11 protein-coding genes are annotated in these 12,969 nt (G+C 59.5%); 3 read left to right on the plus strand and 8 right to left on the minus strand.

Features of this window, described 5'->3' with window-relative positions:
• Positions 1-43: 43 nt before the first annotated feature.
• The 3 genes from ykgO to EE36_RS05255 all read left to right on the plus strand — a co-directional run bounded on the left by ykgO (position 44) and on the right by EE36_RS05255 (position 2,355).
• Positions 44-169 (plus strand): type B 50S ribosomal protein L36, encoded by a 126-nt coding sequence (gene ykgO / locus EE36_RS05245; RefSeq protein ID WP_005850168.1) that lies wholly within the window; start codon positions 44-46, stop codon positions 167-169.
• 172 nt (positions 170-341) lie between these two features.
• Positions 342-1,208: a glutathione-dependent disulfide-bond oxidoreductase gene (gene yghU, locus EE36_RS05250; protein ID WP_005850170.1), complete on the plus strand. Its 867-nt coding sequence runs from the start codon at positions 342-344 to the stop codon at positions 1,206-1,208.
• A 130-nt stretch (positions 1,209-1,338) separates the two neighbouring features.
• Positions 1,339-2,355 (plus strand): Fe(3+) ABC transporter substrate-binding protein, encoded by a 1,017-nt coding sequence (locus tag EE36_RS05255; RefSeq protein WP_005850173.1) that lies wholly within the window; start codon positions 1,339-1,341, stop codon positions 2,353-2,355.
• 84 nt (positions 2,356-2,439) lie between these two features.
• Here EE36_RS05255 and EE36_RS05260 read toward each other — a convergent pair whose 3' ends face one another.
• The 8 genes from EE36_RS05260 to EE36_RS05295 form a co-directional block, all read right to left on the minus strand.
• Positions 2,440-4,110, minus strand: a complete 1,671-nt coding sequence (locus tag EE36_RS05260; RefSeq protein ID WP_005850174.1) for an iron ABC transporter permease — start codon at positions 4,108-4,110, stop codon at positions 2,440-2,442.
• A 136-nt stretch (positions 4,111-4,246) separates the two neighbouring features.
• Positions 4,247-5,473 (minus strand): phenylacetate--CoA ligase family protein, encoded by a 1,227-nt coding sequence (locus EE36_RS05265; RefSeq protein ID WP_005850176.1) that lies wholly within the window; start codon positions 5,471-5,473, stop codon positions 4,247-4,249.
• Between the two features lie 63 nt (positions 5,474-5,536).
• Entirely contained in the window at positions 5,537-6,373 is an 837-nt protein-coding gene (locus EE36_RS05270; RefSeq protein ID WP_005850178.1) for an ABC transporter ATP-binding protein, read from the minus strand.
• 76 nt (positions 6,374-6,449) lie between these two features.
• Positions 6,450-7,730, minus strand: coding sequence for an ABC transporter substrate-binding protein (locus tag EE36_RS05275; protein WP_005850180.1), 1,281 nt, complete (start codon positions 7,728-7,730; stop codon positions 6,450-6,452).
• Between the two features lie 97 nt (positions 7,731-7,827).
• A complete protein-coding gene (locus EE36_RS05280; RefSeq protein ID WP_005850182.1) occupies positions 7,828-8,904 on the minus strand; it encodes a branched-chain amino acid ABC transporter permease in 1,077 nt (358 codons plus the stop codon).
• 75 nt (positions 8,905-8,979) lie between these two features.
• Positions 8,980-9,969 carry a branched-chain amino acid ABC transporter permease gene (locus EE36_RS05285; RefSeq protein WP_005850184.1) on the minus strand — a complete coding sequence of 330 codons (990 nt, stop codon included), beginning with the start codon at positions 9,967-9,969 and terminating at the stop codon, positions 8,980-8,982.
• Positions 9,970-10,004: 35 nt separating this feature from the next.
• Complete coding sequence (locus EE36_RS05290) at positions 10,005-10,814, minus strand: ABC transporter ATP-binding protein (RefSeq protein WP_174226616.1); 810 nt, start codon at positions 10,812-10,814, stop codon at positions 10,005-10,007.
• A gap of 85 nt (positions 10,815-10,899) precedes the next feature.
• Complete coding sequence (locus tag EE36_RS05295) at positions 10,900-12,870, minus strand: AMP-binding protein (protein WP_039911620.1); 1,971 nt, start codon at positions 12,868-12,870, stop codon at positions 10,900-10,902.
• Between the last annotated feature and the right edge of the window lie 99 nt (positions 12,871-12,969).

Here is a 12,969-nt window from a genome sequence, read left to right on the forward strand (position 1 = left end):
CGCAACCCGGCGCTGGCCCGCGCCACGACACAGGAGAACGACCATGAAGGTTCGCAATTCGCTCCGCTCGCTCAAGAACCGGCACCGTGACTGCCGCGTTGTGCGTCGCAAAGGCCGCGTTTACGTAATCAACAAAACGCAGCGCCGTTTCAAAGCCCGTCAGGGTTAAGCTTCGCGCGCATCTGATTAAAGGCCGCTCCTTCGGGGGCGGCTTTTTTCGTTTGGGCCACCGTCAACCGCGCCCCCCCCCTGCCTCAGCCAATCTGTGCTGACCTCTTGCGATCCCCCCAATACCGCTTAGGTTCTCTTCAGACTTCATCAGACGAACTGAAAGGGATCTCATGACCGATCTGCCCGACTACACCCCGCCCGCCGTATGGGAGTGGGAACCCGGCAATGGCGGCAAATTCGCCAATATCAACCGCCCCATCGCAGGCCCCACCGCAGACAAAGAGCTGCCGGTCGGCAAACATCCCTATCAGCTTTATTCCCTCGCGACGCCCAATGGCGTCAAAGTCACCGTGCTGCTGGAAGAACTACTGGCCGCCGGGCACAAGGGTGCCGAATATGACGCGTGGCTGATCAACATCGGCGAAGGGGATCAATTCGGATCCGGCTTTGTCGACATCAACCCGAACTCCAAAATTCCCGCGATGATGGACCGGTCCGGCGACGCGCCGCAACGCCTGTTTGAATCCGGATCGATCATGCTGCATCTGGCCGAGAAATTCGGCGCATTCATCCCCAAAGACCCAAGCCAGCGCACCGAATGTATGTCGTGGCTGTTCTGGCAAATGGGCAGCGCGCCCTATCTTGGCGGCGGCTTTGGCCACTTCTACGCCTATGCGCCGGTCAAGATTAAGTACTGCATTGACCGTTTCGCGATGGAGACCAAGCGCCAGCTTGACGTGCTTGATCGTCACCTTGCCGATAACGAATATATGGCGGGCGAATATTCGATCGCGGATATGGCGATCTGGGCATGGTACGGGCAGCTGGTTCTGGGCCGTCTCTATGACGCGGCAGAGTTCCTGAATGTCGATTCCTACGAAAACCTGATGAAATGGGCCAAGAAGATCGACTCGCGCCCTGCCGTTACACGTGGTCGCATGGTCAACCGACCCTTCGGTGAACCCGAAATGCAGCTGCACGAACGCCACGATGCCAGCGATTTTGACACAAAGACTCAGGACAAAATCGGCGACTGATCCCGCGCGTCTTGCCGCCCCTTCGCGGCAAGACGCTTGTCCTATTAATTCACTCAAGTATTCCTTGATATCAGCCCTCAAATCTGTTTCTTACTGTTTTTATAGGTTTTACACAGATGGAGGTCACCTGATGACTCTGACGAAATCCGCTTTCACGGCCGCCTTGATGGCCACAGTTGCGATGCCAGCATTGGCCGAAGGGCAGCTGAACCTCTACTCCTCGCGTCACTACGACACAGACGAACGTCTGTATTCCGACTTTACCGAGCAGACGGGCATCACCATCAACCGCATCGAAGGCAAAGCAGACGAGCTGCTGGCGCGTATGGAAGCCGAGGGTGCAAACTCCCCCGCGGACGTTCTGATCACCGTCGACACGAGCCGCCTGAGCCGCGCCAAGGAAATGGGCCTGCTGCAATCTGTTGACAGCGACATCCTCGAAGAGCGTATCCCCAGCAACCTGCAAGACGCCGACAACGACTGGTTCGGCTTTTCTCAGCGCGCGCGGATCATCTTTTACAGCAAGGACGCGGTAGACAACCCGCCGCAGAACTATCTGGATCTTGCCGATCCTGCCTATGAAGGTCAGGTCTGCATCCGTTCCTCCACCAACTCCTACAACCAGACCCTGCTGGCGGCATTGGTCACACACCACGGTGAAGAAAAAGCCACCGAATGGGCACAGGGCGTTGTGAACAACATGGCACGTGCACCACAGGGCGGTGACACCGACCAGCTGCGCGGTCTGGTATCGGGCGAATGCGAAATCTCCGTCTCGAACTCCTACTACTTTGCCCGTGCCATCCGCACCGAAGTAGACGGGCTGAGCGCCGATCTGGATAAAATCGGTCTGGTGTTCCCCGACCAGGAAGGCAACGGCGCGCATATGAACCTGTCGGGTGCCGGTGTTGCAGCAAATGCGCCAAACCGTGACAACGCGGTCAAGTTCCTCGAGTATCTGTCCTCCGACAGCGCGCAGTCCTACTTCTCTGCAGGGAACGACGAATTCCCCGCCGTCGAAGGCGTAGAGCTTGCGGCATCGGTCGAGAAGCTTGGCGAATTCAAAGCAGACGAGGTGAACCTGTCCGAAGTGGCCAAGAACATCCCGACGGCACAGAAAATCTTTAACGCGGTTGGCTGGGAATAATCCCAGCCTGCCACGGCAGAGACATGACATTGAACCGCATCGGCCCCGGGCCGGTGCGGTTTTTTCATGCGTAAAGGGAAATGTTTATTTCTGCCGACCGACCTGACGGCAGATCAGGATCACGGGCAGCAATCCCATCGCCACGATCACAAGGCTCGGCACCGCCGCCCCGTCCAGCCGCTCGTCGCTTGCCAGCCGGTAGGCCTGTACCGCCAGCGTGTCGTAGTTGAATGGCCGCATGATCAGCGTTGCAGGGAGCTCTTTCATCACATCGACGAAAACGATCAGCAGCGCGGTCAGCAGGCTTGGTGATAGGATCGGTAGATGCACACGGCGCAGCGTGCCCACAGGGGTTTCCCCCAATGACCGTGCGGCAGAGTCCATATTGGCATGCACCATCGCCTGCCCGCCCTCATACGCCCCCAGAGCCGCCGCAAGGAAGCGTACCATATAGGCGGCGACAAGCAGCCAGATCGACCCGGTGACCAGCAGCCCGGTCGATATGTCGAAGGTGCTGCGCATCCAGGCATCAAGCTGGTTATCAAAGGTCGCAAAGGGCACCATCAGCCCCACGGCAATCACGCCGCCCGGCACCGCATAGCCCAACCGCGCGATATAGCCTGCACCGAACGACAGCTTGCCCGGACGCAACCGCTGGAAGAACCCCACGCAGACTGCAGCGGCCACGGTCAGCACCGCCGCCACCCCCGCCAGCGTGGCAGAGTTGCGTATGAAGCCCAGATAGCGCGGGCTCAGCAGGTCTTGCTCTGACCCGATGCCCATCCAGATCAGCACGATTACTGGCAGGATCGCCCCAAAGATCACGGGAATACCGCAGGCCAGCATCGCGGCGGCGGCCTGCCATCCCTTAAGCTGCGCGGGCGGCATCGCCACGGCACGACGCGCCGGATCGTGGTATTGCGCCTTGCCGCGCTGGATACGCTCCAGCATCGCGAGCAGCAGCGCAAAACTGAGCAAACACAGTGCAAGCTGGGCCGCACCAGCGCGGTCGAACAGGGAAAACCAGCTGGTGTATATCCCTGTCGCAAAAGTCTGCACACTGAAATAGGCGACGGTGCCGAAATCGGCGATCGTCTCCATGACGGTCAGCAGAACACCTGCGGCAATCGCCGGTCGGGCCAGCGGCAGGCTCACCTTGAAGAAGGCCGCCCAAGCACTGCTGCCCAAGGCACGTGCTGCCAGAAACGTCGTGGCGGATTGCTGCAGGAACGCGGCGCGCGCCAAGAGGTAGACGTAGGGATAAAGCACCAGCACCAGCATCAAGGCCGCGCCCCCAAGGGACCGGATTTCCGGGAACCAGTAGTCGCGCGGACCCCAGCCCGTGACGTCACGCAGCACCGTTTGCACGATTCCGGGGTGGTCAAGGATATGCGTGTAGGCATAGGCCAGCACATAGGCGGGAAAAGCCAGCGGCAGCACCAGCGCGATTTCGAGCATGCGGGCACCGGGGAAGCGTGTCATTGTCACCAGCCACGCGGTCCCCACGCCCAAGGCAAAGGTTCCCGTGGCCACCATTGCGACCAGCAGAAGGGTTGTGCCCGCGTACCCCAGCAGCACCGTATCGATCAGGTGGCGCACCGTATCGGTGCCCCCGACCAGCGCGGCCAGCAAAACGGCCACCATCGGCAAGGCACAGGTCGCCGCAATCGCGACCGCAACCCCCGCCAGTAAACGCACGCCATCCCGCGATCTTTTCACGGCGGCGGGGCTTGTATTGATATCCTGTGTCGTCATGCGATTGGTTTCGACTAATTCAGTCGGAAATACCAGCGGGATGACTGAAATTTGTAGCGCCGCGCGCAGGTGCAAGAGCGTGATCCTGCCTTTGCAGCGGAATCTCCGGTGTCAGGATGCGTGCCTTCAGCACGGGTCAGTCATAGCTGCGCTGGTCTTCGATCACCAATCCGTCATTGGGCAGGCTGCCCGGCGCGGCCAGCACGACCTTGCCCTTCAGCTTGAGAAGCGCGGCAACAGAGGCACCGTAGCTGTCCGCGTCATCACCCGTCGTCTCAAGATGCACCGTCATGACGTCCTGTTCATTCGCACGGCTTGCCACCACGCGGGCCTTCGTGACCTCGGGGTGATTAGCAACAAGCGCCGCGACCTGTTCGGGGCGTACGAACATGCCCTTGATCTTGGTGGTCTGATCCGCACGGCCCATCCAGCCCTTGATGCGCATATTGGTCCGCCCGCAAGGAGACGCCCCCGGCAGCACGGCGCTCAGGTCGCCTGTGGCGAAACGGATCAGCGGATAGTCGGGGTTCAAGGTGGTCACCACGACCTCGCCCACCTCGCCCGGAGCGACGGGGGTGCCGGTGCCGGGGGTCACGATCTCGACGATTACATTCTCGTCCACGATCATGCCTTCGGCGGCGGGGCTTTCGTAGGCGATGTTGCCCAGATCCGCCGTTGCATAGCTTTGCAAACAGGTGATCCCCCGCTCTGCATAATAGTCGCGCAAGGATGGGAACAGCGCGCCCCCGCCCACGGCCGCTTTGGTGATGCCAAGGGTCACCCCCATCTCATCCGCTTTTTCGAGAATGATCTTGAGGTAATCCGGCGTGCCGGCATAGGCGGTCGTGCCGATATCGCGCGCGGCGATGACCTGCAGTTCGGTCTGCCCGGTGCCCGCTGGCAGCACCGCCGCCCCCACAGCCCGCGCCCCGGATTCAAAGATCATGCCCGCAGGTGTCAGGTGATAGCCAAAACAGTTCTGGACGATGTCGCCCTCGCCAATCCCCACCGCATGCAGGAACCGCCCCATGCGCCACCAGTCCGGCGCGTCGGACGAGGGTTCATAGATCGGGCCGGGAGACTGGAAGATATGGGTAAACGCATGGGCGGGTTTGGTGGTGAAACCGCCAAAGGGGGCCGACTGCGCCTGCTGTTTCCCGATCTCGGATTTGCGCAGAACCGGCAGCGCGGCCAGCGCCTCGACATTGGTGATCGTGTCCGGCGCGATCCCGTCCAACGATCCGGCATAGCCCGGCAGCGCCTGCGCCCGTGCGATCTGCGCGGGCAAGGTCCGGGCGAGATCGGCCGCCCGTGTCTCGGGGCTGCGGGTCTCTAGGCTGTCAAAATAGGACGTCTGTGCCATGTCGCTTACTCGCAATTCATCTGGGTGGTCAGGAAATGGAAAACTCGTGGGCCGTGCGCTGGATCAGCTGAGCCAGCGTTTGCGGCGCCGATAGCTGCGGACATCGCGGAAGGATTTGCGCCCCTCGTCCGACATGCCGAGGTAGAACTCCTTGACGTCCTGGTTCTCGCGCAGGTCGGCGGCAGGGCCGTCCATCACGACGCGACCGGATTCCAGAATATAGCCGTAATGCGCAAAGCGCAGGGCGACGTTGGTGTTCTGTTCGGCCAGCAGGAAGGTCACGCCTTCGTTTTCATTCACCGATTTGACGATCTCGAAAATCTGTTCGACCAACTGCGGCGCAAGACCCATCGATGGCTCGTCCAGCAGGATCGTTTCAGGACGCGACATCAGGGCACGACCAATGGCGCACATCTGCTGTTCCCCGCCCGAGGTATAGCCGGCCTGCGATTTGCGCCGTTCGCGCAACCGTGGGAAATATTCGTACACCATTTCCAGATCACGGGCGATCGCCGCCTTGCCGTCATTGCGGGTATAGGCACCGGTCAGCAGGTTCTCTTCGATGGTGAGGTGTTCAAAGCAATGCCGTCCCTCCATCACCTGCACGACACCACGTTTCACCATCTCTGCGGGGTCGAGCTTGTGCACCGGATCATTGCGGTATTTGATCGACCCTTTGGTGACCTCGCCCCGTTCGGAATGCAGCAGATTGGAAATCGCCTTGAGCGTCGTGGTCTTGCCCGCGCCATTGCCGCCCAACAGGGCCGTAATACCGCCCTTGGGCACCTTCAGGCTCACGCCCTTCAGCACCAGAATGACCGAGTTATAGATCACCTCGATATTATTGACCTCAAGAAGGGTCTCGACCTGCGCGTCGGGCGTTGGGGTGGCATCCAGCATGGGTGTCTCTTTCACTAGGTGGCGTGGGGGTCGGGCGCGGCAACAATGCCGCCGCGCCCCTGTTCAAGGGCTGCGCTTAGCAGCTGGGCTCGATACCGGATTCCGCGGCAAAGGCCTGCGCATCTTCGGTCACCAGCGGGGCCAGCACGTCTTGGTCCGACTGGATGTAGTCGGTGATCAGGCTCCAGCTGTCGGCAGCAGCATCCCACTGCGCCACAGCACCATAGCCGTTCCCACCGTGGTTTTCACAAGACACCGTGAACTCTGGCCCAAAGTTCGGCAGACCCAGATCCGCCATCTTGGCTTCGGTGATTTCCAGTGCTTCCATACCGTCACGCATCTGCGCCGGTGTCAGCGCCTTGGTGTCATGGATACCCTGCGCCGTTTTGGCAGCTTCGGCTGCCAGCATCGCGGCGTAAAGACCACGGTTATACAAAGCGGTCCCGATCTGGTCGCCCGCACCTGCGGCCTTGCCAGTATCAACAACATACTTCTGGATGTCGTCGAACACGGGGAAGTCATCGCCCACGTTGTGGAACGTCAGCGCCTTGTAGCCATTGGCTTTGTCACCCGCTGGACGCACGTCGTTTTCAGAACCGGACCACCAGATGCCGATGAACTGATCCATCGGATAGCGGATGTTCGCGGCTTCCTGCACGGCGACCTGGTTCATCACACCCCAACCGTACATGATCACATTGTCCGGCTTTTCACGACGGATCTGCAACCACTGGGATTTCTGTTCCTGACCGGGGTGGTCAACGGGCAGCAAGGACAGTTCGAACCCGTGCTTTTTGCCCAGTTCTTCCAGGGTGCGGATCGGCTCTTTGCCGTAGGCAGAGTTGTGATAGACCAGCGCGATTTTCTTACCTTCAAGGCTGCCACCGTTCAGATCCAGCAGGTGCTTGATCGCGACTGAAGCGCCGTCCCAGTAGTTGGTGGGGTAGTTGAAGATATTCTTGAACACCGACCCGTCTTTGGCCGATGTCCGGCCATACCCCATAGAGTGGACAGGGATGCCATCTGCCGTCGCTTTGGGGATCAGCTGATAGGTGATGCCGGTGGACAGCGGTTGATAGACCAGCGCGCCTTCGCCCTTGGTGCTTTCATAGCATTCCACACCCTTTTCGGTGTTATAGCCGGTTTCACATTCGATCATCCGGATCGGCTCGCCACCGATACCGCCATCACGTTCGTTCAGCAGCGTGAAGTAATCCGCATAGCCGTCGGCAAAGGGAATCCCGTTTGCCGCATAAGGGCCCGTGCGATAGCTGAGCGACGGGAATACAAGCTCTGCCATTGCGGGGCCCGCAGCCAGAGCAGCGCCAAGCGCCAACGTAGTCATCTTCAGTTTCATCGGTGTTTCCTCCCTTGGATGTATCCGATCTTGCCGGGTTGTCCCGGTCGTCTCTTCTTCGGCCTTGGGTCTCCTCCCCCCGGCCATGCGTCCTTCCCTAGTGCGGGAAGGGCCACAATCTCAGTTTTTCCTTGGCGACGCGCCACAACTGGGCCAGCCCATGCGGTTCCGCGATCAGGAAGATGATGATCAACCCGCCCACGATCACAAGCTGCAGATGCGCCACGATATCCGTCGGCCAACCGAACCAGTCGACGCCCACGATTTTCAACGCAACCGGCAAGAGGACAAGGAACGCGGCCCCGGCAAAGCTGCCAAAGATCGATCCCAGCCCGCCGATGATGATCATAAAGAGCACAAGGAACGATTTCTGGATGCCAAAGGCCTCGCCCACTTCGACCGCACCCAAATAGACCGCAAAGAACAGCGCCCCCGAGATGCCGATGAAGAAAGAGCTGACCGCAAAGGCCGTCAGTTTCGCCCGCAGCGGGTTCACCCCGATGATCTCGGCCGCGATATCCATATCACGGATCGCCATCCATTTGCGCCCCACCGACCCACGGGTCAGGTTGCGTGCCACATAGGCGCTGAAGATCACGAACATCAGGCAGAACAGATAGGTCGCCCAGGCCTGCGTATTCGGTCCGGTGATCTCGATCCCGAAGAATGTCCGCTCCGGCGCGCTGATCTGGCCCGAGGCAGAGTAGTTGTAGAACCACGGCACACGGTTGAAGAGCCATACCAGAAAGAACTGCGCCGCCAGCGTTGCCACGGCCAGATAGAACCCTTTGATCCGCAGCGATGGCAGGCCGAACAACACGCCGACACCGGCGGTCACCAACCCCGACAGCAACACATGCACCAGCATGCTCACGTCGGGAAAGGCGGTCATGAATTTGTAGCAGGCATAGGCCCCCACGGCCATAAAGCCACCGGTCCCCAAGCTCACCTGCCCGCAATAGCCCACCAGAATGTTCAGCCCGATCGCCGCAATGGCGTAGATCAGGAACGGCAGGAACAGCGAGTTCACCCAATAGTCATTGATCACAAACGGGATCACGGCAATGGCGATGAACAACACAAGATAATAGCGATACCGGTCGAACTTGATCGGAAACGTCTGGCTGTCTTCTTCGTATGAGGCGCTGAAATCCCCGGCTTCACGATAGAACATCAGATGCTCCCCCCGTTCCAAATGGTTTTAAATCCTGGGTTCCGGGGCAAAGCCCCGGTCAGGGAGTTGCCAAAACTACACACGTTCAATGATCTTCTCCCCGAACAAGCCCTGCGGACGGAACACCAGAAAGATCAGCGCCAGCATGTAGGCGAACCAGTTCTCTGTCGCACCGCCAAGGAAAGGCGCACCGATCAGGAATTCGAACAGCTTCTCCCCCACACCGATGATCAAGCCGCCCACGATGGCACCGGGAATAGAGGTGAACCCCCCCAACATCAGCACCGGCAACGCCTTCAGCGCGATCAGCGAAAGCGAGAATTGGACCCCCGATTTCGTGCCCCACATGATGCCCGCGACAAGGGCGACAAAGCCCGCCAGCGACCATACGAGGATCCAGATAAAGTTCAGTGACACGCCGACAGACAAAGCCGCTTGGTGGTCGTCCGCCACAGCCCGCATGGCGCGGCCCTGTTTGGTGTATTGCGCGAACATCACCAAGCCGATCACCAGCAACGCGGCAATGATGCTGGCCACGATATCCAGATTATCGATAAAGAACCCGTAGCCAAAGGCGTTAAAAGTGGTGTCGTCGATCCAGGTGTTCAGCCCCTGCGGCAGCCCCACATCCATAGACTTGATGTCGGACCCCCACATCAGATCGCCCACCCCTTCCAGAAAATAGGCCAGACCGATGGTCGCCATGAAGAGGATGATCGGCTCTTGCCCGACCAGATGGCGGAAGACCAACCGCTGCACCGCATAGGCCAGCCCGATCATCACCACCATTGTCAGCAAAATCGCGAGGAACGCCGGCACGTGCCAGCCGAAATGGTGAATATCCGTGCCCAGGATTGCGTTGATCAGGTGGCTAAACGGCACCTGCCCATCGATGATCCCTGCCAGGGTTAGGGCCGCAAACAGTGCCATAACCCCTTGGGCATAGTTAAAAATACCCGAGGCTTTGTAGATAAGAACAAACCCCAGGGCGACCAGTGCATAGAGCACCCCCGCCATAAGCCCGTTCAGGAACACCTCGATTGTAAAGGCCAGTTGCTCAGGCATATCAGACCCTCCCCATCGCAAAACCAGTGGCAAAATCAGTCATGGGCAACCCCCAGATATGCGTCGATCACGTCTTGGTTGTTGCGCACCTCGCTCGGGGTGCCGTCGCCGATCTTCTTGCCGTAATCCATCACGACCACACGGTCGCTCAGGTCCATCACAACGCCCATATCGTGTTCGATCAGGGCAATCGTCGTGCCAAATTCATCATTCACATCCAGAATAAAGCGGCTCATGTCCTCTTTTTCCTCGACGTTCATCCCCGCCATCGGTTCATCCAGCAGCAGGATCGACGGCTCGGCGGCCAGCGCGCGGGCCAGTTCGACCCGTTTCTTCAAGCCGTAGGACAGACGCGACACGGGCGTCTTGCGGATCGCCTGAATCTCAAGGAAATCGATGATCTTTTCGGCGACTTCGCGGTTCGCGGTCTCTTCGCGCTCCGCCTTGCCCTTCCAGATCGACTGCCAGAACATGCCGGTCTTCATATTGGTCAAACGCCCCGTCATGACGTTGTCCAGTACCGACATCCCTTCGAACAGGGCGATGTTCTGGAACGTGCGTGCGATCCCCTGCTGCGCCACCTCAAAGGGTTTCATCGCCGGACGACGGCTGCCCTTGTACCAGACCTCGCCTTCCTGCGGCACGTAGAACCCGCTGATCACGTTCAGCATCGATGATTTGCCCGCGCCATTCGGCCCGATGATCGCGCGGATCTCGCCCTGACGGATGTCGAAAGAGATATCCTTGATCGCCTCCACCCCACCGAACCGCAGGGTGATGTTTTTCATTTCCATCACAACGGGGCCAATCTGGCGCCCATCCGCTGTGACATAGCCGTCGGTCATATCTTTCACGCCGCAGCCCCCTTCCAAATGGTCTTAAAATCCACTGCGCGACCGCAGCAACCGCATGCTCCGCCTGATGTCATGCTCATTGCGCGGCCATCTTGCGGGTGTCTGCGAACACCTTGGCGTCGCGCACCTCCAGCGTGGCCGAGATCGACCCCTTGCGCCCGTCTTCATAGGTCACTTCAGTAACCGTGCTGACAGAGGGCGACCCGTCGTAGAGCGCGGTGATGATATCGTCGAACTTCTCGCCGATGACCTTGCGACGGACTTTGCGCGTGCGCGTCAACTCTCCGTCGTCGGCATCAAGTTCCTTGTGCAGCACAACAAAGCGATGCACCTGACAGCCCGACAGCATTTCGTCTTCTGCGATAGAGGCGTTGACCTCTTCCACATGACTCTGGATCGTGTCCATCACCTGCGGATGCCGCGCCAGTTCCTGATAGGACGCATAGCCGATGTTGTTGCGCTCCGCCCAGTTTCCGACCGCGGTCAGGTCGATATTGATAAAGGCGGTGCATTCGTCGCGTCCGTTCCCGAATACCACCGCTTCAAGGATGTTGGGGAAGAACTTCAGCTTGTTTTCCACGTATTTCGGTGCAAACAGGCTGCCATTGGCCATTTTGCCAACGTCTTTGGCGCGGTCGATAATGCGCAGGTGCCCGGTGCCTTCCTCGATAAAGCCCGCGTCGCCTGTCGCGACCCAGCCTTCGGCATCCTTGGTATCGGCGGTGCTTTCGGGGTTCTTGTAATACTCCACAAAAACGCCGGGGCTGCGGTAGAAGACTTCGCCGTTCTCGGCGATCTTCAGCTCCACGCCGGGGCAGGTCACGCCGACCGTGTCACTGCGCACTTCGCCATCGGGCTGCGCGGTGATGAAGACGGTGGCTTCGGTCTGGCCATAAAGCTGTTTCAGGTTGATCCCGAGCGAGCGGTAGAAATCGAAAATCTCGGGCCCGATCGCCTCGCCCGCGGTATAGCCGACGCGCACGCGGCTGAGGCCGAGCGTGTTTTTCAGCGGGCCATAGATCATCAACTCGCCCAAGGCGTATTTCGCACGGTCCATTGCGCCTACGGATTTACCGTCCAGAATGGCGGGGCCCACCTTGCGCGCATGGGCCATGAATTTGTCGAACAGCCACTTTTTGAAACGGCTCGCGTCCTCCATCCGGATCATCACCGATGTCAGCTGGGTTTCGAACACGCGCGGTGGGGCGAAATAATAGGTCGGGCCGATCTCGCGCAGGTCCACATGCATCGTGTCCGCGCTTTCAGGGCAGTTCGTGCAGAAGCCTGTCCACAGAGCCTGCCCTACGGAAAAGATGAAATCCCCCACCCAGGCCATCGGCAGATAGGCCAGAATATCGTCCGTCTGACGCAGCTTGTCGAACGCGGAAGAGGATTTGGCCGTCTCGATAATATTGCGGTTGCTCAGCACCACACCTTTGGGCTTGCCCGTGGTGCCAGAGGTATAAAGCATGACGCCCGTGCTGTCGTAGTCCAGCTTGGCCTGACGCGCCTCAAGCTCTTTGATGTGCTTGTCGCGCGCCTTGCGGCCCATGTCCTGGACGGCGCTATACTGGTCCAGCGCGGCGTGGTCGTATTTGCGCATTCCGCGTGGATCAAGATAGATCATACGCTCGAACTGGGTCAGCTGATCCTGAACATCCAGCACCTTGTCGACCTGTTCCTGATCACCGGCGATCACAAAACGCGCGCCACAATGATCCAGCACATAGGCCATCTCTTCGGCGTTGGCGTCCTGATACAGCGGCACAGGCACAGCACCGACCATCTCTGCGGCCATCATGGCCCAATAGAGATAGGGACGGTTGCGGCCGATGATGGCGATAAAGTCACCCTCGTTCGCGCCAAGCTCCAGCAGGCCAAGCGCAAGCGCTTCGACCTCGTCGCGGGTCTGTGCCCACGTCCAGCTTTGCCAGATGCCATATTCCTTTTCGCGATACGCAGGCGCGTTCGCAAATTGCTTTGCATTACGATGCAGCAGCGCCGGAACCGATTGCGGTCCGTCGGCGCTCACGAGCGTGTGAGCCAAATGTCTTCCTCCCAAACCCTGCTCTTTTTCGGCAGGTCGATCGCTGGTGCGATTCTGATGTCACACCATGATGTTGACCTGATGCTCTGCGTCAACTTT

It is taken from the genome of Sulfitobacter sp. EE-36 (assembly GCF_000152605.1).
Lineage (GTDB): Bacteria > Pseudomonadota > Alphaproteobacteria > Rhodobacterales > Rhodobacteraceae > Sulfitobacter > Sulfitobacter pontiacus.